The sequence below is a fragment of the Streptomyces sp. LUP30 genome, from assembly GCF_001746365.1.
GTDB lineage: Bacteria > Actinomycetota > Actinomycetes > Streptomycetales > Streptomycetaceae > Streptomyces.
The window spans coordinates 18908-39379 of the sequence record NZ_MJAJ01000038.1 but is presented as its reverse complement, the minus strand read 5'-3'; the positions used below and the strand labels follow the sequence as shown (position 1 = coordinate 39379).

Annotated in this window: 19 protein-coding genes; 3 read left to right on the top strand and 16 right to left on the bottom strand. The window is 70.9% G+C overall.

The features are described 5' to 3' along the window. The first annotated feature begins 270 nt into the window (after nucleotides 1–270). Both BG482_RS26955 and BG482_RS26950 read left to right on the top strand, forming a co-directional pair. Nucleotides 271–1761, top strand: coding sequence for an AlkA N-terminal domain-containing protein (locus BG482_RS26955; protein ID WP_306287005.1), 1491 nt, complete (start codon nucleotides 271–273; stop codon nucleotides 1759–1761). 9 nt (nucleotides 1762–1770) lie between these two features. Further along, nucleotides 1771–2265, top strand: a complete 495-nt coding sequence (locus BG482_RS26950) for a methylated-DNA--[protein]-cysteine S-methyltransferase (RefSeq protein ID WP_069771737.1) — start codon at nucleotides 1771–1773, stop codon at nucleotides 2263–2265. 25 nt (nucleotides 2266–2290) lie between these two features. Here the strand turns inward: BG482_RS26950 and BG482_RS26945 are convergent, their stop codons facing one another. The 3 genes from BG482_RS26945 to BG482_RS26935 form a co-directional block, all read right to left on the bottom strand. Continuing rightward, on the bottom strand, nucleotides 2291–3028 hold the full coding sequence (locus tag BG482_RS26945) for a Sir2 family NAD-dependent protein deacetylase (protein WP_069771736.1): 738 nt from the start codon (nucleotides 3026–3028) through the stop codon (nucleotides 2291–2293). Between the two features lie 124 nt (nucleotides 3029–3152). Further along, on the bottom strand, nucleotides 3153–3650 hold the full coding sequence (locus tag BG482_RS26940; protein WP_069771735.1) for an NUDIX hydrolase: 498 nt from the start codon (nucleotides 3648–3650) through the stop codon (nucleotides 3153–3155). After that, entirely contained in the window at nucleotides 3650–4783 is a 1134-nt protein-coding gene (locus BG482_RS26935) for an ADP-ribosylglycohydrolase family protein (RefSeq protein ID WP_079142198.1), read from the bottom strand. Before BG482_RS26935 ends, BG482_RS26940 begins: the two co-directional genes overlap by 1 nt. Before the next feature lie 210 nt (nucleotides 4784–4993). On the opposite strand from BG482_RS26935, the gene BG482_RS26930 reads away from it, so the two are divergent. After that, nucleotides 4994–6112, top strand: a complete 1119-nt coding sequence (locus BG482_RS26930; protein ID WP_069771734.1) for a glycerate kinase — start codon at nucleotides 4994–4996, stop codon at nucleotides 6110–6112. A 10-nt stretch (nucleotides 6113–6122) separates the two neighbouring features. Here the strand turns inward: BG482_RS26930 and BG482_RS26925 are convergent, their stop codons facing one another. The 13 genes from BG482_RS26925 to BG482_RS26865 all read right to left on the bottom strand — a co-directional run bounded on the left by BG482_RS26925 (nucleotide 6123) and on the right by BG482_RS26865 (nucleotide 20348). Continuing rightward, complete coding sequence (locus BG482_RS26925; RefSeq protein WP_079142196.1) at nucleotides 6123–7355, bottom strand: alpha/beta fold hydrolase; 1233 nt, start codon at nucleotides 7353–7355, stop codon at nucleotides 6123–6125. Between the two features lie 218 nt (nucleotides 7356–7573). Beyond that, nucleotides 7574–8392, bottom strand: a complete 819-nt coding sequence (pssA, locus tag BG482_RS26920; protein WP_069771773.1) for a CDP-diacylglycerol--serine O-phosphatidyltransferase — start codon at nucleotides 8390–8392, stop codon at nucleotides 7574–7576. 22 nt (nucleotides 8393–8414) lie between these two features. Then, nucleotides 8415–9071: a phosphatidylserine decarboxylase gene (locus tag BG482_RS26915; RefSeq protein WP_069771733.1), complete on the bottom strand. Its 657-nt coding sequence runs from the start codon at nucleotides 9069–9071 to the stop codon at nucleotides 8415–8417. A 169-nt stretch (nucleotides 9072–9240) separates the two neighbouring features. Next, complete coding sequence (locus tag BG482_RS26910) at nucleotides 9241–10446, bottom strand: acyl-CoA dehydrogenase family protein (RefSeq protein WP_069771732.1); 1206 nt, start codon at nucleotides 10444–10446, stop codon at nucleotides 9241–9243. A gap of 3 nt (nucleotides 10447–10449) precedes the next feature. Next, nucleotides 10450–10956, bottom strand: a complete 507-nt coding sequence (locus tag BG482_RS26905; protein WP_069771731.1) for a MaoC family dehydratase — start codon at nucleotides 10954–10956, stop codon at nucleotides 10450–10452. 15 nt (nucleotides 10957–10971) lie between these two features. Further along, nucleotides 10972–11931, bottom strand: a complete 960-nt coding sequence (locus BG482_RS26900) for a CoA ester lyase (protein ID WP_069771730.1) — start codon at nucleotides 11929–11931, stop codon at nucleotides 10972–10974. Then, the gene (locus tag BG482_RS26895) at nucleotides 11928–13976 is read right to left on the bottom strand and encodes a protein meaA (RefSeq protein WP_069771729.1); all 2049 of its coding nucleotides are present in this window, start codon (nucleotides 13974–13976) and stop codon (nucleotides 11928–11930) included. The genes BG482_RS26900 and BG482_RS26895 overlap by 4 nt, the downstream gene beginning before the upstream one ends. 17 nt (nucleotides 13977–13993) lie before the next feature. Further along, a complete protein-coding gene (ccrA, locus tag BG482_RS26890) occupies nucleotides 13994–15331 on the bottom strand; it encodes a crotonyl-CoA carboxylase/reductase (protein ID WP_069771772.1) in 1338 nt (445 codons plus the stop codon). A gap of 430 nt (nucleotides 15332–15761) precedes the next feature. Beyond that, entirely contained in the window at nucleotides 15762–16577 is an 816-nt protein-coding gene (locus tag BG482_RS26885; RefSeq protein WP_069771771.1) for a TetR family transcriptional regulator, read from the bottom strand. 136 nt (nucleotides 16578–16713) lie between these two features. Further along, nucleotides 16714–18519, bottom strand: a complete 1806-nt coding sequence (locus tag BG482_RS26880; RefSeq protein ID WP_069771728.1) for a 3-hydroxyacyl-CoA dehydrogenase family protein — start codon at nucleotides 18517–18519, stop codon at nucleotides 16714–16716. A gap of 362 nt (nucleotides 18520–18881) precedes the next feature. After that, on the bottom strand, nucleotides 18882–19175 hold the full coding sequence (locus BG482_RS26875) for a hypothetical protein (protein ID WP_069771727.1): 294 nt from the start codon (nucleotides 19173–19175) through the stop codon (nucleotides 18882–18884). Nucleotides 19176–19335: 160 nt separating this feature from the next. After that, a complete protein-coding gene (locus tag BG482_RS26870) occupies nucleotides 19336–19794 on the bottom strand; it encodes a hypothetical protein (protein ID WP_069771726.1) in 459 nt (152 codons plus the stop codon). Then, nucleotides 19791–20348, bottom strand: a complete 558-nt coding sequence (locus tag BG482_RS26865) for an RNA polymerase sigma factor (protein ID WP_069771725.1) — start codon at nucleotides 20346–20348, stop codon at nucleotides 19791–19793. Before BG482_RS26865 ends, BG482_RS26870 begins: the two co-directional genes overlap by 4 nt. Nucleotides 20349–20472 lie beyond the last annotated feature (124 nt).

Here is a 20472-nt window from a genome sequence, read left to right as displayed (position 1 = left end):
CCCGGCTGATCGCCGGGAACCCTGCGCCGATGCCCGGCGCTCCGCTGCTCGACCCGTGGGCCGGCGATCTTCGGCGACGGACACTCCGGCGAGTCCGGCGAGTTCGCAGTCGATTTCCTCATCGGCGGGGCCCCGGCAGGACCGGCTCGCCCACGACGCCGGCCGCCCCGTCCGCGCCCTGATCGCACGATGTCGCGGCGATGCGGGACGCGCGAGGTCGATGTCGGATTCTCGCCAGCGGACGAGCGGCCGCGGGGCGATGCTGGACGCATGCGGAACGGGATGTACACCGATCGAGAGCGTTGTGTGCGCGCCGTGCAGTCCAAGGACGCGCGCTTCGACGGCTGGTTCTTCACGGCGGTGCTGACCACCGGCATCTACTGCCGTCCCAGCTGCCCGGCCGTGCCGCCCAAGCCGGAGAACATGGTCTTCCAGCCGAGCGCGGCCGCCTGCCAGCAGGCCGGTTTCCGCGCGTGCAAGCGCTGCCGGCCCGACACCAGCCCCGGCTCACCGGAGTGGAACCAGCGCGCCGACCTCGTCGCCCGCGCCATGCGACTGATCGCCGACGGCGTCGTCGACCGCGACGGCGTGCCCGGCCTCGCCGCCCGCCTCGGCTACAGCAGCCGCCAGGTGGAACGCCAGCTCCTCGCCGAAGTCGGCGCGGGCCCCCTGGCGTTGGCCCGCGCCCAGCGCGCCCGGACCGCCCGGCTCCTCGTCGAGACGACCGAACTGCCCATGGCGGACGTCGCGTTCGCCGCCGGCTTCTCCTCGGTGCGCACCTTCAACGACACCGTCCGCGAGGTCTTCGCGCTCTCCCCGAGCGCACTGCGCGCCCGTGTCCCGCACCGCACTCCCCCCCTCCCCGCGGCCACCCCGGGGACGCTCGCCCTGCGCCTGCCGTTCCGCGCCCCCCTCAACCCGGACAACCTGTTCGGGCACCTGGCCGCGACCGGCGTCCCGGGAGTGGAGGAGTGGCGGGACGGCGCGTTCCGCCGCACGCTCCGGCTGCCGTACGGGCACGGCGTCGTGGCGCTCACCCCGAACCCCGACCACATCGGCTGCCGCCTCACCCTCAGCGACCTGCGCGACCTCACCGTCGCCATCAGCCGATGCCGGCGCATGCTCGACCTGGACGCCGATCCGGTCGCCGTCGACGACCAGCTGCGCACGGACCCAGTGCTCGCGCCCCTGGTGGACAAGGCGCCCGGCCGCCGCGTGCCGCGCACGGTCGACGAGGCCGAGTTCGCGGTCCGCGCCGTGCTGGGCCAGCAGGTCTCCACCGCTGCCGCCCGCACCCACGCGGCCCGACTGGTCACCGCCCACGGCGATCCGGTCGACGATCCGGAAGGCGGCCTCACCCATCTCTTCCCCACCCCCGAGGCGCTCGCCGCCGTCGACCCCGACTCCCTGGCGATGCCCCGCACCCGGCGCGCCACCTTCACCCACCTCGTCGGTCAACTGGCCGACCGGAAACTGCAGTTGGGGGTGGAGAGCGACTGGTCGCAGGTGCGCGAACAACTCCTCGCGCTACCCGGCTTCGGGCCCTGGACGGTCGACGTCATCGCGATGCGCGCCCTCGGCGACCCCGACGCGTTCCTTCCCACCGACCTCGGAATCCGTCGCGCCGCAAAGGAGTTGGGACTGCCCTCCACCCCTGCGGCGCTCACCGCCCGCGCGGCCGCATGGCGACCCTGGCGGGCGTACGCCGTCCAGTACCTGTGGGCGACCGACAGCCACCCCGTCAACTTCCTCCCTGTCTAAGGACGTTCCGTGAAACAGCACACCGTCATCGACAGCCCCTACGGCGACCTCACGCTCGTCGCGGACGACGGCGTCCTGTGCGGCCTCTACATGACCGGACAGCGCCACCGCCCGCCCGAGGAGGACTTCGGACCCCGCGACGACAGCCTCTTCGGCGAAGCCGAGGAGCAGCTGACCGCCTACTTCGCCGGCGAGTCCAAGGAGTTCACCCTCGAACTGCGCCTGCACGGCACCCCGTTCCAGCGCGGCGTCTGGGACCAGTTGCGGACGATCCCCTACGGCGAGACCAGAAGCTACGGCGAACTCGCCGAGGCCCTCGGCAGCCGCGCCGCCTCCCGCGCGGTGGGCCTGGCCAACGGCAGGAACCCCATCGGCATCATCGTGCCCTGCCACCGCGTGATCGGCGCGGGCGGCGGCCTCACCGGCTACGGCGGCGGCCTGGACCGCAAGCAGCGCCTGCTGGACTTCGAGAGAGGCGCCGCGTCCGGCGGGACGCTGTTCTAGGAGCGGGCGCGAGGCGCCCTGGCCCTCAGACCGCGCCGGAACCGGCGAGCTCGCGCAGCAGTGCGGGCAGCGACGTCCCGATCGGCTCCCGGACGACCTCGTCGGCGATCTCGTCGTACGGCGTCGGCTCGGCGTTGACGACGACCAGCCGGGCCCCGTGGTCGGCGGCCACACCGACCAGCCCGGCGGCGGGATGAACCTGGAGGCTGCTGCCGACCGCGAGGAAGACCTGGCACGCCTTGGCGACGGCGGCGGCCCGGCCCAGCACCTCCGGGTCGAGGTGTTCTCCGAACATCACGGTCGCCGGTTTCAGGATGCCGCCGCACCCGAGGCACGGCGGGTCGTCCTCGCCGGCGTCGAGCCGGGCCAGCGCCTCCTCCATCGGTCCTCGCGCGGGGCATCGCGTGCACACGAACTCCCGTGCCGTGCCGTGCAGTTCGAACACCTTGCGGGCCGGCATCCCGGCCAGCTGGTGCAGCCCGTCCACGTTCTGCGTGATCACCCGCACCGGCGTACCGGAACGCTCCAGCTCGACCACCGCCCGGTGCGCCGCGTTGGGCTCGGCCGCCAGGACCCCGAGCCGGCGGCGCATCCGCCAGGACCGCCGACGGACCTCGGGGTCGCCCATGTAGGACGCGTACGTGACGAGCTTCTCGGCCTCGGGATCGCGCCGCCACAGTCCGTCGGGTCCGCGGTAGTCGGGGATGCCGGAGTCGGTGGAGATGCCGGCTCCGCTGAGGAGGGCGACGAGGGGCTTGCTCATGAGGTGGAGAGTAGGCCGGGGGATCCGGCTGCCGCGAACGGATATCGCACCGGCGGCCGGGCCCGGCCGGTGTCGCCCCGGCGCGGCCGAGTCGCCCTCCCGCTCCGTGCGGTGGGACGGGTGTTCAGCTCACCGGGCGGCCGTTCTCCAGCTCGGCGGTCCCCGAGCCGTCCGCCAGGGCGTCCAGCGCCGCCAGGACCCGGTGGCCCAGTGAGCCCAGCAGGAAGTCGGTGAGCTCCTCGCGCGGCACCAGCCGCCAGGACAGCAGCTCCGCCTCCTGCAGCCGGATCGCCCCGAGGTCGTCCTCGTCCAGGACGCCGCCGTCGTACACGTACGCCACCAGCGGGGGACGGTCCGGACCGAGCACCCAGTCCACGGCGAGCAGCCGTCCGAGCTCGCGGTCCAGTCCGATCTCCTCCAGCGTCTCGCGCCGTGCTCCCCCGCGCGGGCTCTCGCCGTCGTCGGACTCGATCGTGCCGCCCGGAAGGGCCCAGCCCGCCCGGTAGTTGGGTTCGACGAGCAGGACCCGCCCTTCGGCGTCACGGAAGATCGCGGCCGCTCCGGCCAGGACACGGGGCAGGGATGCTACATAGGCGGCGAAGTCGCTGCGGGAAGTGCTCATCAGGGAAGGGTAGACGGCGGTGCGCCGGCCCGTTCCGTCTCCGGCCGGTTCTCCCCGGGAAGGCCTTGCGCCTCGGCCAGCCGTACGGTCCGCCGCGCCAGGTCGCTGATGCGGACGCCGTCGAAGCCGAACACCGCGCTGCGCACGGTGTCCTGGAGCGGCTCCGTCCACTGGGGCGGGATCGCCGAGGCTCCGGTGAGGACCCCGGCCACCGAACCGGCCGTCGCCCCGTTGGAGTCGGTGTCCAGGCCGCCGCGCACGGTGAGCGCGATCGTGGCGGTGAAGTCGCCGTCGCCGTACAGCAGTCCCGCGGTGAGGACGGCGATGTTCGGCACGGTGTGGATCCAGCTCAGGCCGGCCGTCTCCTGCGTCATCGTGGCGAGGGTGTCCTCCCAGCTCATGCGGGTGGCGTGGAGGGAGACGACCCGGCGCACGGTACGCGCCAGGCGACTGCTCGCGGGGACGACGGCGAGCGCCTCGTCCAGCGCGTGACGCAGCGTCGGCGCGGTGAACGCCGCGGAGACGAGCGCCGCCGCGAACATCGCGCCGTACACGCCGTTGCCGGTGTGCGAGAGCACCGCGTCGCGGCGGGCCAGGGAGGCGGCGCGGCGGGGCAGGCCCGGGCAGGCCCAGCCGTGGACGTCGGCGCGGATCAGTGCGCCGATCCACTCCTGGTACGGGTTGTCGTACGTCGCCGTCAGCGGCGGCTTCAGGCCGGCGGTGAGGTTGCGGTAGGCGGCCCGCTCGGCGGTGAACGTCTGCAGATACGGCAGCCGCAGCAGCCACAGGTCGCCGACCTGCTCGGTGCTGAAGCCGAAGCCGTGCGTCTCCAGCAGGTCGAGTCCGAGGATCGCGTAGTCCACGTCGTCGTCACGGCAGCTGCCGTGGACGCGGCCGCGCACACAGCTGCGCCACTCCGGGCGCAGCAGCCGGGCGTCCTCGTCGTCGGCCGGCTCGGGCAGGTAGTCGGTGAGCGGCAGGGCGTCCGCCCGTCGCAGATAGCGGTCGATGCGTTCGCGCGTCCACACCTCGCCCCGCTCGACCGGTTTGCCGAGCATGTTGCCCGCGATCCGGCCCAGCCAGCCTCCGAGGACGCGGTCGGCGAGTTCCGGTCCGTCGCCCACAGCAGTCATTCCTCCGGTCTACCCGATTCCTGCGCGTCCCGCCCGGCTTCCCCCGGTCCGCACACGGCCCGCGGGCCGGTCCAGGGTGCGGTCGCCGCATGACGGCGGGGGCGTCCTGAGGTTAAGGTCACAGCGGCGCGACTGGCCCTGACGTGCGCGGGGCCCGGAGAGCAAGGGGATGGCAAGGTGGCGGACGCTGCAGCGCAGGGCACCCGACGGGTGCTCGTGGCCGCGGACAAGTTCAAGGGCTCGCTGACGGCCGTGGAGGTCGCCGAGCGGGTGACGGCGGGGCTGCGCCGGGCCGTACCGGACGTCGAGGTGACGGCTCTGCCGGTGGCCGACGGCGGTGACGGCACCGTGGCGGCGGCGGTCGCGGCCGGCTTCGAGCGGCGGCAGATCAGGGTCGCCGGGCCCCTCGGGCACGAGGTGGACGCGGCGTTCGCGGTGCGCGGCGACACGGCGGTCGTGGAGATGGCCGAGGCGAGCGGGCTGCAACGGCTCCCCGCCGGCGTCCTCGCGCCGCTCACGGCGTCCACGTACGGCTCGGGAGAACTGCTGCGCGCCGCGCTGGACGAGGGCGTGCGGACGATCGTGTTCGGCGTCGGCGGCAGCGCCACCACCGACGGCGGCGCGGGCATGCTGACCGCGCTCGGCGCGCGCTTCCTCGACGCGGACGGCGAGCCGGTGGCGCCGGGCGGCGGCGGCCTCGCGGACCTGGCGCGGGCCGACCTCTCGCAGCTGGATCCTCGGCTCTCGACCGTGGAACTGGTCCTGGCGAGCGACGTCGACAACCCGCTGACCGGCCCGAAGGGCGCGGCGGCGGTCTACGGGCCGCAGAAGGGCGCCTCGCCGGACGACGTCGAGGCGCTGGACGCGGCGCTCGCGCACTACGCGAAGGTCCTGGAGACCGAGGTGGGTCCCAGGGCGGCCGGGCACGCCGCGGCTCCCGGCGCCGGTGCGGCGGGCGGCATCGGCTACGGCGCGCTGCTGGTCGGCGCCCGCTTCCGCGCCGGCATCGAGGTCATGCTCGACGTGCTGGGCTTCGCGGCGGCGCTGGAACCGGCCGAGCTGGTCATCACGGGGGAGGGCTCGCTCGACGAGCAGACCCTGCACGGCAAGGCCCCCGCGGGCGTCGCCGCGGCCGCCCGCGCGGCCGGCAAGGAGGTCGTCGCGGTGTGCGGGCGGCTGAAGCTCCCGCCCGAGGCGCTGGGGCGGGCCGGGATCCGGCGGGCGTACCCGCTGACCGACGTCGAGCCGGACATCGCCGTGTGCGTCTCGGACGCGGGGCCCCTCCTGGAACGGGTCGCCGAGCGGATCGGGCGGGACTTCCTCACCTGAGCGCGGGGCGCTAGACGACGGGGAACAGGGCGCCGTACTCGTCGCGGTAGAAGCTGCCGCTGGTGAGGCCCTCGACCTTGCCCTTGTCGAGCCACTGCCTGGCGAAGCGCTGCACGACCTTGGCGTTGCGTTCCCAGACCACGGAATGGCCGGCGATGGCCAGTTCGAACATCAGCTTGTCCGGTCCCGGGACGGCCCGGTAGAGGTCCGGGACGGAGAAGTGCAGGACCGGAGGGAGCGTCGCCGGGGTGTTGGCCTGGGTGTCCTGCTCGCCGTAGAGGATGAGCACGGGCACCCGGTCGCCGAGGACGAAGGCGCCCGTGGGGTCCTTGTGCGGGACGGTCTGCTCGTTCCATCCCCACCAGTAGGAGTTCCGGTACCGCAGGACGCCCTCGAACACGCCCGGCGACACTGCGGGACCCCACTGGCTGCCGACGGGATCGTTCTCCATGAAGGCGGCCCACACCTTGTCCGCGACGTCGGGTTCGCGCTGCGTCGGGCCGGCCTGCTCCTTGTCCCAGCCGCTCTTGAAGCCGGTCTTGCTGCCGACGTTCATCGGGTAGCCGAACGTGACGGCCGGCAGGGACAGCGGCAGGGTCGTCGCGTCGGGCGGGCGCCCGAAGGGGTCTGCGGGCTTCGTGGACCAGCGGCCCTGCGGCGGGAAGATCGGCGCGAGCAGGAGCAGACTCTTGACGTCATCGGGGTGCTGGAGCGTGTAGGGGCCCATGACGAATGCGCCCGCGGACCAGCCGACGAAGTCGATCGGATGGTCTTTGCCGGGCAGCGCCCTGATGAACTCGACGACGGTCTTCAGCTCCGCCCACTCGCTCTCCGAGTTGCCCAGTTGGTGTGGGTAGGCGGGTGCGCACGGCGCGGCGAGGGGGTTGGGAACCAGGACGTCCTGCTGTTGGGCGGGGTTGGCGTTGCACGGGTTGTCCATCTGGGGGCGGGGTGAGCGTCCGCTGCCCTGCAGGTCCATGAGGAACACGTCGTAGCCGTCGTCGGCCAGGTCCTGCGCCCAGCTGTACCGGGTCGGTGCGCCGCCGGCCCCCGGGGGGAGCACCAGGTCGAACCCGGCGACGGCCGGCACGCTTCTGCCGTGGAGCATCAGGACGGGCTGGGGGGTGTGGCCCGGCTTGGTGCCGTCGTACTCCCGGACGAACAGCTTGACGTTCTGGCCCGCGTTCGCCGGGATCGTGGAGACGTGCGCGACGAAGTGGTCCGTGGGGGTGTGTGCAGGCATGGTCGTCCTCCGATCCATCGCACGGGACAGAGATCCATCGCACGGGACATGTCCCAGCGAATCCCTATGAATCCCCCTTGTTCCACCGTCCTCTTCTTTCCCGAGCCCGGCAAATGGGTGTGGGGGAGAGGTAGTTGACCCGTCAAACGGGTGTGGAAACGGGTGCGGCCCGAGCCTTCTCAGGCTCGGGCCACACCCGTTCGACGGTGGGACGAGGATCAGGGCAGCTGCGCCGCACGGGCCTCGCGCCGGTTGTCGCGGAAGTTGTTCACCCGGCGGGCCGTGGCGAACAGCGGGATGACCGCGCCCATGACCAGCTGCAGCGCGCAACCCGTCTGGAGCAGCAGCTGACCGCTCGGGGCGTCGAACGCCCAGGCCGCCAGCAGGCCCATCGACAGGACGATCCAGGCGAGCATCGCGCCGGCGAGGCGGCCTCGCGGCTTCGGGTACTCGACCCGGCTCACCATCAGCCAGGCGGTGCCCAGGATGGCCATCAGCGTCGCCGCGAAGGGCAGCTCCAGCAGGACGATCGAGACGACCGTGAGCGCGCCGAACGGCGACGGCATGCCCTGGAACGTGCCGTCCTTGACGGTCACGCACGAGAATCTCGCGAGCCTCAGCACTACCGCCAGCAGCACCACGATCGCGCCGACCGCCGCGACCCGCTGGTGCGCGTCGTCGGCGACCATGCCGTAGACCAGGACGAAGTACGCCGGGGCCAGGCCGAAGCTGATCAGGTCCGACAGGTTGTCCAGCTCGGCGCCCATCGGCGAGGAGCGGAGCTTGCGCGCGACCAGGCCGTCGAAGAGGTCGAAGACGGCCGCGCAGAGCATCAGGATGACGGCGGTGGCGGCGCTGTGCCGGGCCATGCCCGACTCCTGGCTGCCGGTGAGGTGCGGGATCAGGATGCCCGTGGTGGTGAAGTACACCGCCATGAAGCCGCACGTGGCGTTGCCGAGGGTCAGGGTGTCCGCTATCGACAGCCGCAGGGAGAGGGGCATCTCCTCGTCGTCGTCCACGTCGTCCGCTTCGGGCACCCAGCCCGCCTGGGTCTCCGGGTCAATCACGGTCAATGCGAGTCACCCCTGCCACGGTCTTCTGCCCCACCTCGACCGCGACCTCCACGCCCTCGGGCAGGTAGACGTCGACGCGCGAGCCGAAACGGATCAGGCCGATCCGCTCGCCCTGCTCGACCTTCGTGCCCTCGGGGACGTAGGGGACGATGCGGCGCGCGACGGCTCCGGCGATCTGGATCATCTCGATGTCACCGAGTTCGGTGTCGAAGTGCCAGACGACGCGCTCGTTGTTCTCGCTCTCCTTGTTGAACGCCGGTACGAATCCGCCGGGGATGTGCTCGACCGACGTCACGGTGCCGGCCAGCGGCGCGCGGTTGACGTGGACGTTGAGCGGGCTCATGAAGATCGCGACCCGGGTGCGTCCGTCCTTCCACGGCATGATGCTCTGCACCACACCGTCGGCGGGGGAGATGACCCGGCCCGGGGCGATCTCGCGCTCGGGGTCGCGGAAGAACCACAGCATGCCCGCCGCGAGAGCGGTGGCGGGCACGGCGACGGCCTTGGCGGCGCCCGAGCGGCGGGCGCGCAGCAGGCTGACGGCTGCGGTGGCGACGGTCGGCAGGAGCCACGGCGATGCTCCGCGCGCGAGGCGTGCGCCTACCAGGCTGTCGCGGTGTGCAGAGGTTTGGCTGTGGGGCATGGATGACCTTCGTAGCGGATGATGCCGCGCTTCGACGGGGGACGGCGGCTTTCCGCGATCGTAGCGGTTCGGGGCCACAACTGGGTAAGCCAGGAAGCGGAGTCGACGGCCGGGGGAAGTTGACGGGGTGTGATCTTCTTCTCGAAGAAAACACCCCCAACTCGGACAATCAGCCCTGGAACCGGTACTCCTCGAGCAATCTGCGCCCGATGATCATTTTCTGGATCTCGGCGGTGCCTTCACCGATGAGCAGCATCGGGGCCTCGCGGTAGAGGCGCTCGATCTCGTACTCCTTGGAGAAGCCGTACCCGCCGTGGATCCGGAAGGAGTCCTCCACGACCTCTTTGCAGTACTCGGAGGCGAGGTACTTCGCCATCCCTGCCTCGAGGTCGTTTCGTTCTCCCGAGTCCTTTTTGCGTGCGGCGTTCACCATCATCGCATGGGCGGCCTCGACCTTGGTAGCCATCTCGGCCAGCTTGAACTGGATCGCCTGGTGCTGGGCGATCGGCTTGCCGAACGTGTGGCGCTGCTGGGCGTACCGCACGCCGAGTTCGAAGGCACGCTGAGCGACGCCGCAGCCACGCGCCGCGACGTTGACGCGCCCAACCTCGACCCCGTCCATCATTTGGTAAAAACCTCGGCCGGTGACCCCGCCGAGCACCCGATCGGCGGAAAGGCGCAGGCCGTCCATGATCAGCTCGGTGGTGTCGACGCCCTTGTAGCCCATCTTGTCGATCTTGCCGGGGATCGTGAGGCCGGGGCGGACCTCTCCGAAGCCGGGCTCCTTCTCGATCAGGAAGGTCGTCATCGACTTGTGGGGGGCGGTGCCCTCCGGGTGTCCTTCGTCACTTCGCACCAGAACGGCCACCAGGGACGAGGTTCCGCCGTTCGTCAGCCACATCTTCTGGCCGTTCAGGACGTACTCGTCGCCGTCCTTCACCGCCTTCGACGTGATCGCGGACACGTCCGAGCCGAGGGCCGGCTCCGACATGGAGAAGGCGCCGCGGACGTCGCCGGCCGCCATCCTCGGCAGATAGTGGTCCTTCTGCTCCTGCGTGCCGTGCTGTTTGAGCATGTACGCCACGATGAAGTGGGTGTTGATGATGCCCGAGACGGACATCCAGCCGCGGGCGATCTCCTCCACGCACAGGGCGTAGGTGAGGAGCGACTCGCCCAGACCGCCGTACTCCTCGGGGATCATCAGACCGAACAGGCCCAGCTCCTTGAGGCCGTCGACGATCTGCTGCGGGTACTCGTCGCGGTGCTCCAGCTCGGTCGCGACCGGGATGATCTCCTTGTCCACGAAGTCGCGGACGGTGGAGAGGATCTCCTGCTGGACGTCGGTCAGACCGGCGGTCTGGGCGAGGCGGGCCATCGATCAGCCTTCCTGAAGTTCCGGGCGGCCGGGCTGCTCGCCGCCGCGCTCCTTGATGTACGTCTCGGTCGGCACCAGCACCTTGCGGCGGAACACGCAGACCAGCGTGCCGTCCTGCTTGTAGCCCTTGGTCTCGACGTAGACGATCCCGCGGTCGTTCTTCGACTTCGACGGCCACTTGTCCAGCACGGTCGTCTGACCGTAGACCGTGTCCCCGTGGAACGTCGGCGCGACGTGCTTGAGCGACTCGATCTCCAGGTTGGCGATCGCCTTGCCGGAGACGTCCGGCACGGACATGCCGAGCAGGAGCGAGTAGATGTAGTTGCCCACGACGACGTTCTTGCCGAAGTCGGTCGTCTTCTCCGCATAGTTCGCGTCCATGTGGAGGGGGTGGTGGTTCATGGTGAGGAGACAGAAGAGGTGGTCGTCGTACTCGGTGACCGTCTTGCCCGGCCAGTGCTTGTACGTCGCCCCGACCTCGAACTCCTCGTAGGTGCGTCCGAACTGCATCGCGCTCAGCGCTCCTTAGTTGTCGGGGGTCTCGAACTTCGACGTGCGCCGCATGCCGGCCGCCCGTCCCTTGCCGGAGATGACCAGCGCCATCTTGCGGCTGGCCTCGTCGATCATCTCGTCGCCGAGCATCGCCGAGCCCTTCTTCCCGCCCGCCTCGGACGTGTAGTACTCGTACGCGTCCAGGATCAGCTCGGCGTGGTCGTAGTCCTCCTGCGACGGCGAGAAGATCTCGTTGGACGCCTCGACCTGGCCCGGGTGCAGCACCCACTTGCCGTCGAAGCCGAGGGCCGCGGCGCGCCCGGCGACCTCGCGGTAGCCGTCGACGTTGCGGATCTGCAGGTAGGGGCCGTCGATCGCCTGGAGGTCGTTGGCGCGGGCGGCCATCAGGATCTTCATCAGGATGTAGTGGTAGGCGTCCGCCGGGTAACCGGGCGGCTGCTCGCCCACGACCAGCGACTTCATGTTGATCGACGCCATGAAGTCGGCCGGGCCGAAGATGATCGTCTCGATGCGCGGCGAGGCCTGCGCGATCTCGTTGACATTGTTCAGGCCCTGCGCGTTCTCGATCTGCGCCTCGATGCCGATCTTGCCGACCTCGAAGCCCATGGTCTTCTCGATCTGCGTCAGGAGCAGGTCCAGGGCCACGATCTGCTGGGCGTTCTGCACCTTCGGCAGCATGATGCAGTCGAGGTTGGGCCCGGCGCCCTCGACGACCGTCACCACGTCACGGTACGTCCACTCGGTCGTCCAGTCGTTGACGCGCACGACCCGCGTCTTGCCCGTCCAGTCGCCCTCGTTGAGGAACTTGACGATGGTGTGCCGCGCCTCGGGCTTGGCGAGCGGCGCGCACGCGTCCTCGAGGTCCAGGAAGACCTGGTCCGCCGGCAGACCCTGCGCCTTCTCCAGGAAGCGGGGGTTGCTGCCCGGGACCGCGAGACAGGAGCGCCGCGGACGAAGACGGTTGACAGTCATGCGGGGACCTCCAGGGGGTCGAGCTTGTTCGCTTTGCGGATCTCGTCGACGATGCGGCCGATGATTCCGGTGATGTCGAAGTCCTTCGGGGTGAAGACCGCGGCCACGCCGGCAGCCCTCAGCTGCTCGGCGTCTCCATTCGGGATGATGCCACCGGCGATCACCGGGATGTCTGTGGCACCGGCCACACGGAGCCGTTCGAGGACGTCCGGCACCAGTTGGGCGTGCGAACCGGAGAGGATGGACAGACCCACGGCGTGGACGTCTTCCTCCAGCGCGGCGTCCACGATCTGCTCGGGCGTCAGCCGGATGCCCTGGTAGACCACCTCGAACCCGGCGTCACGCGCGCGCACGGCTATCTGCTCGGCGCCGTTGGAGTGCCCGTCCAGGCCCGGCTTGCCGACCAGGAAGCGCAGCTTGCCGACGCCCATGTCCTTCGCGGTCAGGTCGACCCTGCGGCGGACGTCGGCCATGGCCGAGCCCTCCTCCGCGGGGACCGCGACGGGCGCCGACGACACGCCCGTCGGCGCGCGGAACTCGCCGAACACCTCGCGCAGCGCCCCGGCCCACTCGCCGGTCGTGACTCCGGCGCGGGCGCACTCGAGGGTGGCCTCCATGAGGTTGGCGGTGCCCTTCGCGGCCTCCTTCAGCTTCTCCAGCGCCTTGCACGGGCGCGGGTGGTTGAAGGGCGGCTGGTACCGCGTGTCGCGCCAGTTCTGCAGGGAGGCGATGACGCGGGCCTCGACCGCCGGGTCGACCGTGTGGATCGCGGTGTCGAGATCGGCGGTCAGCGGGTTGGGCTCGGTCGTCTCGAAGATGTTGACGCCGATGATCTTCTCCTGCCCGGACTCGATCCGGGCCCTGCGCTCGGCGTGCGAGGAGACGAGCTGCGACTTGAGATAGCCGGACTCGACGGCGGCCATCGCGCCGCCCATGTCCTGGATCCGCTCGATCTCCGCGAGGGACGCCTCGACCAGTTCGGCGACCTTCGCCTCGACGACGCGCGAGCCCTCGAAGATGTCCTCGTACTCCAGCAGGTCGCTCTCGTGGGCGAGGACCTGCTGGATGCGCAGCGACCACTGCTGGTCCCAGGGCCGGGGCAGCCCGAGCGCCTCGTTCCAGGCGGGCAGCTGCACGGCACGCGCGCGGGCGTCCTTCGACAGCGTCACGGCGAGCATCTCCAGCACGATCCGCTGGACGTTGTTCTCCGGCTGCGCCTCGGTCAGCCCCAGCGAGTTGACCTGGACGCCGTAGCGGAAGCGGCGCTGCTTGGGGTTCTCGATGCCGTAGCGCTCGCGGGTGACCTGGTCCCAGATGCGGCCGAAGGCGCGCATCTTGCACATCTCCTCGACGAAGCGGACACCCGCGTTGACGAAGAAGGAGATACGGGCGACGACGTCGCCGAACTTCTCGGCCGGCACCTGCCCGGAGTCACGGACCGCGTCCAGCACGGCGATCGCGGTGGACATCGCGTACGCGATCTCCTGCACCGGCGTGGCCCCGGCCTCCTGCAGGTGGTAGCTGCAGATGTTGATCGGGTTCCACTTCGGCATGTGGGACACCGTGTAGGCGATCATGTCCGTCGTGAGACGGAGGCTCGGCCCCGGGGGGAAGACGTGCGTCCCCCGGGACAGGTACTCCTTGACGATGTCGTTCTGGGTCGTGCCCTGGAGCAGGGTGACGTCCGCACCCTGCTCCTCGGCGACGACCTGGTAGAGCGCCAGCAGCCACATGGCGGTGGCGTTGATCGTCATCGAGGTGTTCATCTGCTCCAGGGGGATGTCCTGGAACAGCCTGCGCATGTCGCCGAGATGGGCCACCGGGACGCCGACCCGGCCGACCTCGCCGCGGGCGAGGACGTGGTCGGAGTCGTAGCCGGTCTGGGTGGGCAGGTCGAACGCGACCGACAGACCCGTCTGGCCCTTGGCGAGGTTGCGCCGGTACAGCTCGTTGGACGCCTCGGCCGTGGAGTGGCCGGCGTACGTGCGCATGAGCCACGGCCGGTCCTTCTCCCGCTTTCCTTCGGCGAACTGACGCTCAGTCATCTATGACCTCTGGTGTCTCAGATGTTGCGGAAGCGGTTGATGGCGTCGATGTGCTGGGCGCGCTTGGCCTCGTCGCGCACGCCCAGACCCTCCTGGGGGGCCAGCGCCAGGACGCCGACCTTGCCCTGGTGGAGGTTGCGGTGCACGTCGTAGGCGGCCTGGCCGGTCTCCTCCAGGGAGTAGACCTTCGACAGCGTGGGGTGGATCTTGCCCTTCGCGATCAGCCGGTTGGCCTCCCAGGCCTCGCGGTAGTTGGCGAAGTGCGAACCGATGATCCGCTTCAGGGACATCCACAGGTAGCGGTTGTCGTACTGGTGCATGTAGCCCGAGGTCGAGGCGCACGTGGTGATGGTGCCGCCCTTGCGGGTGACGTACACGGAGGCGCCGAACGTCTCGCGGCCGGGGTGCTCGAAGACGATGTCGATGTCCTCACCGCCGGTGAGCTCGCGGATGCGCTTGCCGAAGCGCTTCCACTCCTTGGGGTCCTGGGTGTTCTCGTCCTTCCAGAACCGGTAGTCCTCGGCGGTGCGGTCGATGATCGCCTCGGCGCCCATCGACCGGCAGATCTCCGCCTTCTGCGGCGAGGAGACGACGCAGATCGGGTTGGCGCCGCCGGCCAGCGCGAACTGCGTGGCGTAGCTGCCGAGGCCGCCGCTCGCGCCCCAGATCAGGACGTTGTCGCCCTGCTTCATGCCGGCGCCGTTGCGGGAGACCAGCTGCCGGTAGGCGGTGGAGTTGACCAGGCCCGGGGCGGCGGCCTCCTCCCAGCTGAGGTGGTCCGGCTTGGGCATCAGCTGGTTGGACTTGACCAGCGCGATCTCCGCGAGGCCGCCGAAGTTGGTCTCGAAGCCCCAGATGCGCTGCTCGGGGTCGAGCATCGTGTCGTTGTGGCCGTCCGAGGACTCCAGCTCGACGGAGAGACAGTGCGCGACGACCTCGTCGCCGGGGTGCCAGGCGTTGACGCCCGGGCCGGTGCGCAGGACCACGCCCGCGAGGTCGGACCCGATGATGTGGTACGGCAGGTCGTGCCGCTTGGTGAGCTCGCTGAGCCGGCCGTAGCGCTCCAGGAAGGAGAACGTCGACACCGGCTCGAAGATCGAGGTCCACACGGAGTTGTAGTTGACCGAGGAGGCCATGACGGCGACCAGGGCCTCGCCCGGCCCGAGCTCGGGCAGGGCGACCTCGTCCAGGTGGATCGACTTGCGCGGGTCCTTGTCCCGGGTCTCCAGGCCCGCGAACATCTCCGTCTCGTCCTTGTGCACGGTGATCGCGCGGTAGGACTCGGGGAGCGGCAGGTTGGCGAAGTCGGCCGGGGTGGAGTCCGGCGACTGGATCGCGTCCAGGATCTTCTGCATGGTCACGGTGTTGCCTCCGGCGGTGAACGCCCTGAGGGAGGGGCGCTGAGGGTTACGACGGTGCTGCTGAGGGTGGGATGGAAGGTGCCGTCGGTTCGGCGGGTGTGCTGTTCGGCGGCGCTTTGTGGCGCGGGAGGTTGCCTGTGACGCAGGCGTCCGGGCGCGCAATCCATGGGGTTGCGGGGACAGCCGGCGTACGTATGGTCGCTGCACGCCGGCCGCCCGGACACCTTCAACGTATGACACCGCGTGTCACCTCGCAAGGCACTGAGTGCCAGAACTTCCACTCAGATGAAATCTTTACGTAACACATGAGCGATGATCGATCGAACGCGGTCTGAAATCCGCGCCAAAAGGTGCTCTGACATGCCAAAACGGCCACCCCGTGGGGTGGCCGTCATCACAGCGGGAAGCAGCAGCGCGGAGGGTCTCAGCGCTCCTTGAGCGCCTGCTCGATGGTGCGCATGACCTCGTCCAACGAGGCGTCGGTCCGGGCGACCGTCACCAGCACCTCGCCCTGCGCGGAGACCGCCGCGGGAGCGGGCTGCGGGGCGCCCGCGCCGCTGCGCCCGGCCCCGATGCCCGTGCCGAAGGTGCGGCGGACGATCGCGAAGGCGTGGTCGAGCTGGGCCTCGACGTCGCCCTGTCCGCCCGCCCTGAGCCAGCGCCGCAGCACGTGGTTGTGGGCGGTGACCACGGCGGACGCGGCGACCTCGGCCAGCAGCGGGTCGTCGTTGGCGTCGTCGTCGTGCGCGTGCTCGTCGAAGTGGCCGAGCAGGTAGCGGGTGAAGAGACGCTCGTAGCGGGCCACCGACGCGATCTCCGCCTCGCGCAGGGTGGGCACCTCGCGCGTCAGCTTGTAGCGGGCGACCGAGATCTCCGGCCGGGCCGCGTACATCTTCATGACCTCCTTGATGCCACGGCACACCGTGTCGAGCGGGTGCTCGTGCGCGGGGGCCGCGTTGAGGACGGCCTCCGCCCGGATCAGGGTGTCGTCGTGGTCGGGGAAGATCGCCTCTTCCTTGGAGCGGAAGTGACGGAAGAAGGTGCGGCGGGCGACCCCGGCCGCGGCCGCGATCTCGTCGACCGTGGTCGCCTCGTAGCCCTTGGTCGAGAACAGCTCCATGGCCGCGGCCGCCAGTTCTCGGCGCATCTTGAGCCGCTGGGCGGCCGCGCGGCCGCCCGCGGCGCTCTCGGGCGCGTCGGGCGTGACGGGTGTGCGTGAGGACCTGGCGGGCTGGGACATGACCTGAACGTACTGCATGTGCGCAGCTCGGTGCGCAGGTCCGGGTCCTGCCCCGGCCCCGGCGGACGGGGACCGGCCGGCGGGCCCGAGCAGCCCGCCCCAGTCCCCGCGCGCCGGGCGGCGGTCGCCGGGCCCGTCAGCGGCGGGCATATTCGCGGAAGCCACGGCCGGTCTTGCGGCCGAGGCAGCCCGCGGCCACCAGGTGCTCCAGGAGCGGGGCCGGAGCCAGTCCCGGGTCGCGGAACTCGCGGTGCAGGACCTTCTCGATCGCGAGCGAGACGTCGAGTCCGACGACGTCCAGCAGCTCGAAGGGGCCCATCGGGTAGCCGCCGCCCAGCTTCATCGCCGCGTCGATGTCGTCGAGGGTCGCGTAGTGCTCCTGCACCATCTTGATCGCGTTGTTGAGGTACGGGAAGAGGAGCGCGTTCACGATGAAGCCCGCGCGGTCCCCGCAGTCGACGGCGTGCTTCTTGATCCGCACGCACACCTCGCGGACCGTGGCGTGGACGTCCTCGGCCGTGAGCACCGTGCGGACCACCTCGACCAGCTTCATCGCCGGCGCCGGGTTGAAGAAGTGCATGCCGATCACGTCCTGTGGGCGCGAGGTGGCGCGGGCGCAGGCGACGACCGGCAGCGAGGAGGTCGTCGTGGCGAGGACCGCGCCGGGCTTGCAGACCTTGTCCAGGGTCGCGAACAGCTGCTGCTTGACCTCCAGGTCCTCGGCGACCGCCTCCAGGGCGAGGTCGACGTCGGCGAACGCGTCGTAGGAGCCGGCCGGAGTGATCCGGTCCAGGATCTGGGCGGCGGCCTCCGCGGTCAGCCGGCCCTTGTCGACCGAGCGGGAGAGCGACTTGCCGATGCGGGCCTTGGCGGTCTGCGCCTTCTCCTCGCTGCGGGCGGCGAGGACGACGTCGTATCCGGCCTTGGCGAAGACCTCGGCGATGCCGGAGGCCATGGTGCCGGAGCCCGCGACCCCGACCGAGGCGACCGGGCGGCCCACGGTCCCGGCTCCGCCGGACAGGGGAGTCAGCGCGTCCGGGACGACCGTCGCGCTGCCGGGGGCGTCGTAGGTGTAGAAGCCGCGTCCCGACTTACGGCCCGTCAGGCCGGCCTCGCTGAGCTGCTTGAGGATGGGTGCGGGGGCGTGCAGCCGGTCGTGGGACTCGGCGTACATGGCCTCCAGGACCGTGCGGGCGGTGTCCACGCCGATCAGGTCCAGCAGCGCGAGCGGACCCATCGGCAGTCCGCAGCCCAGCCGCATCGCGGCGTCGATGTCCTCGCGGGAGGCGTAGCGGGCCTCGTACATCGCGGCCGCCTGGTTGAGGTAGCCGAACAGCAGGCCGTCGGCGACGAAGCCGGGCCGGTCGCCCACCGCGACGGGTTCCTTGCCGAGGTCGAGGGCCAGCTCGGTGACGGCGGCGACGGCGGCCGGCGCGGTCAGCACCGAGGAGACCACCTCGACCAGCTTCATGGCCGGCGCCGGGTTGAAGAAGTGCAGGCCCAGCACCCGCTCCGGGCGGGCCGATTCGGCGGCGAGACGGGTGACGGACAGCGCGTTGGTGCCGGTGGCCAGGATGGTCTCGGGCCGCACGACCGAGTCCAGCTCGCGGAAGATCTGCTGCTTGATCTCGTACGACTCGGGTGCCACCTCGATGACCAGGTCGGCGTCGGCGGCCGTGCCCAGGTCGGTGGAGACGCGGACGCGGCCCAGGACGGCCGTGCGTTGCTCCTCGGTGAGCCGCCCGCGCTGCACGGCGCGGGCGGTGGAGGTCTCCAGCGCGGCGAGGGACCGCGCGGCCTGGGCCTCGCTGACGTCGACGCCGATCACCTCACGGCCGGCCTTGGCGAGGACCTCGGCGATGCCGGTGCCCATGGTGCCGAGGCCGATGACGGCGATCGTCCGGAGCGGGGACAGAGGGGTGTCGGACAGGGGAGCGGCCATCGCGGGACTCCAGGAATGAGGGTGACGACGGGAAACGCGCCCGGGTGCGCCGGAGAGACCTCTGCGAGGCCCGGGCGCACCGGGTGCACGGAAGGATGCGGGTGTTGGCGGGCTGCGAGCGCACACGCCCGGTGCCGTCGCCGTGGGCGTGCACACGCCCGGAGACGAACGGCGGATCCGACCGGCCCTGTCCCGTGGCCGGGTCGTACAGCGGTACACGTGGTACCGAACCGACATCTCGCGGCGACTGCGTCACCAGGCCGCCACGAGGAGGTACTGCGAGGGGGTGACTCGCTCGTATGAGGTTAACCGGTGGGTAACGAGCGCGCCAGCCCTTGTTCTGTGACGTGTTCCGCACCGGGTCACGCGTCGGGCTCCGAGGCGGCCGCACCCCGGGCGCCGTCGCGGCGCAGGTACAGATACAGCGTCACGCACACGCCGATCCCGGCCACGCACACCGAGGCCAGTCCGACGTACACGCCGGCGAGCACGGGGTGGCCGGGCAGTTGCCAGACGGCCACGCCGACCGCGGCGAGGCAGCCCGCCACCAGGAGACGGATGACCGTCCGCAGGGCGAGGAGCCGGCGGCGTTCCGTGCGGACGTCGGGTGTGTCGTGCGCGGTGTTCTTCTCCGCGGGGGTGCCGTGAGTCGCCATCGTCGTGCTCGTTCCGTTCTCGGGCGGGGGCGGGGTGATGCGGTGGGGGGCGACGTGCGGGGTGCGCCGGGGCGCGGTCCCGGGCGTGGGTGCGGGGGCGGTGCGCCGGGTGCCGCCGCTCCTCGGGCCGGAGCCGGGGGAGCGGCGGCTGTTCGGCGCGTCAGCCGGCCAGCGCCTCCGCGCCGTCCAGCTGCGCCACGATGGGCCGGCCGCCGCGGGCGGGCGGGCTGACGCTGCCCTCCTTGCGGCGGACGCGCCCCTCCTGGCCGCCTCGGTCGTTCTCCGGCTGCCGTTCCGCCGCCGGGTCGGCAGCGGGCCGGGTGCGCTCCCCGTGGAGCACCCGGCCGAGCAGGACCAGGCGGGCGACCGCCTCGCCGGACAGGTGCCGCAGGGCGAGCAGAGCGCGTCCCGTGACGGACTCCGCGCGCGCGGTCGCGTCGAAGTAGAGCGGCGACGCCCAGGGCGCGGCGGCGGGGTCGCCGCCGGCTGCCCTGCGGCCGATCTCGGCCGTGATGTCCTCGAGGTACCGGGCATCGTGCTCCAGCCACTCCTGGGGAGTGGGCGGAGCGGCATGGTCGATCAGACGCGCCTTGCGGCGGTACGCCGTCGGATGGGTCATGGCTTCTCCTTCCTTCTGTGGATCTCCACGTCGAAGAAGCCCCTCTGGAGCTCCTCCACACAGACGCCGGCGGATGTCAGACGGGCCCTGGCCCGGCTCATGACCTTGCTGCTCCAGCCCTGGGAGTGGCCGAGCACCTCGGCGGTCCTGGCGTTGGTCCACCCGTGGAAGGCGATCAGCCGGTAGACCGCCCGGTCCGGCTGCGGGAGGGCGTCGACCGCGGCCAGCCACGGCTGGAACCCGTCGTCCACCTCACCGAACCGGAAGCCGTAGAGCGAGACGAGCGGGACCAGGTGGATCTCGCACGGACCGCAGCAGTCCTGACGCGCCCTCAGGTCGTCGGCCGCGAGCTGCATGCTCACGTCCATCAGCCGCTCGTACGCCTCCTGCACGCCGGTCCCGGCAGGCAGGAGGGGCAGCGTCCTGGTGAACGCCTCCTGGGTGAGGGCCGTGACGTTGCAGCGAGGGTCGTCGTAGGCCTCGAACGTGTCGAACTGCACCTTGTGGAACAGACTGCGTATCAGTTCCGTGTGGTGGGACGGGTCGAGTGTCAAAGTAGGACTCATTTTGTTCAGGGCCCTTCGGACAAAACGATGGCGCCGCCGGCGCCTCGGTGCAGGAGCTCATCGGCTCGCATCGATGGGTCACATCATCAGGGGGGTGTCCCGGGACCCTTTC

What these genes read in the sequence shown, in the direction of transcription:
- BG482_RS26955 (WP_306287005.1), top strand. Translation starts at nt 271, where the DNA reads ATGCGGAACGGGATGTACACCGATCGAGAGCGTTGTGTGCGCGCCGTG.
- BG482_RS26945 (WP_069771736.1), bottom strand. Translation starts at nt 3,028, where the DNA reads ATGAGCAAGCCCCTCGTCGCCCTCCTCAGCGGAGCCGGCATCTCCACC.
- BG482_RS26940 (WP_069771735.1), bottom strand. Translation starts at nt 3,650, where the DNA reads ATGAGCACTTCCCGCAGCGACTTCGCCGCCTATGTAGCATCCCTGCCC.
- BG482_RS26935 (WP_079142198.1), bottom strand. Translation starts at nt 4,783, where the DNA reads ATGACTGCTGTGGGCGACGGACCGGAACTCGCCGACCGCGTCCTCGGA.
- BG482_RS26925 (WP_079142196.1), bottom strand. Translation starts at nt 7,355, where the DNA reads ATGCCTGCACACACCCCCACGGACCACTTCGTCGCGCACGTCTCCACG.
- BG482_RS26915 (WP_069771733.1), bottom strand. Translation starts at nt 9,071, where the DNA reads ATGCCCCACAGCCAAACCTCTGCACACCGCGACAGCCTGGTAGGCGCA.
- BG482_RS26910 (WP_069771732.1), bottom strand. Translation starts at nt 10,446, where the DNA reads ATGGCCCGCCTCGCCCAGACCGCCGGTCTGACCGACGTCCAGCAGGAG.
- BG482_RS26905 (WP_069771731.1), bottom strand. Translation starts at nt 10,956, where the DNA reads ATGCAGTTCGGACGCACCTACGAGGAGTTCGAGGTCGGGGCGACGTAC.
- BG482_RS26900 (WP_069771730.1), bottom strand. Translation starts at nt 11,931, where the DNA reads ATGACTGTCAACCGTCTTCGTCCGCGGCGCTCCTGTCTCGCGGTCCCG.
- BG482_RS26895 (WP_069771729.1), bottom strand. Translation starts at nt 13,976, where the DNA reads ATGACTGAGCGTCAGTTCGCCGAAGGAAAGCGGGAGAAGGACCGGCCG.
- ccrA (WP_069771772.1), bottom strand. Translation starts at nt 15,331, where the DNA reads ATGCAGAAGATCCTGGACGCGATCCAGTCGCCGGACTCCACCCCGGCC.
- BG482_RS26885 (WP_069771771.1), bottom strand. Translation starts at nt 16,577, where the DNA reads ATGTCCCAGCCCGCCAGGTCCTCACGCACACCCGTCACGCCCGACGCG.
- BG482_RS26880 (WP_069771728.1), bottom strand. Translation starts at nt 18,519, where the DNA reads ATGGCCGCTCCCCTGTCCGACACCCCTCTGTCCCCGCTCCGGACGATC.
- BG482_RS26875 (WP_069771727.1), bottom strand. Translation starts at nt 19,175, where the DNA reads ATGGCGACTCACGGCACCCCCGCGGAGAAGAACACCGCGCACGACACA.
- BG482_RS26870 (WP_069771726.1), bottom strand. Translation starts at nt 19,794, where the DNA reads ATGACCCATCCGACGGCGTACCGCCGCAAGGCGCGTCTGATCGACCAT.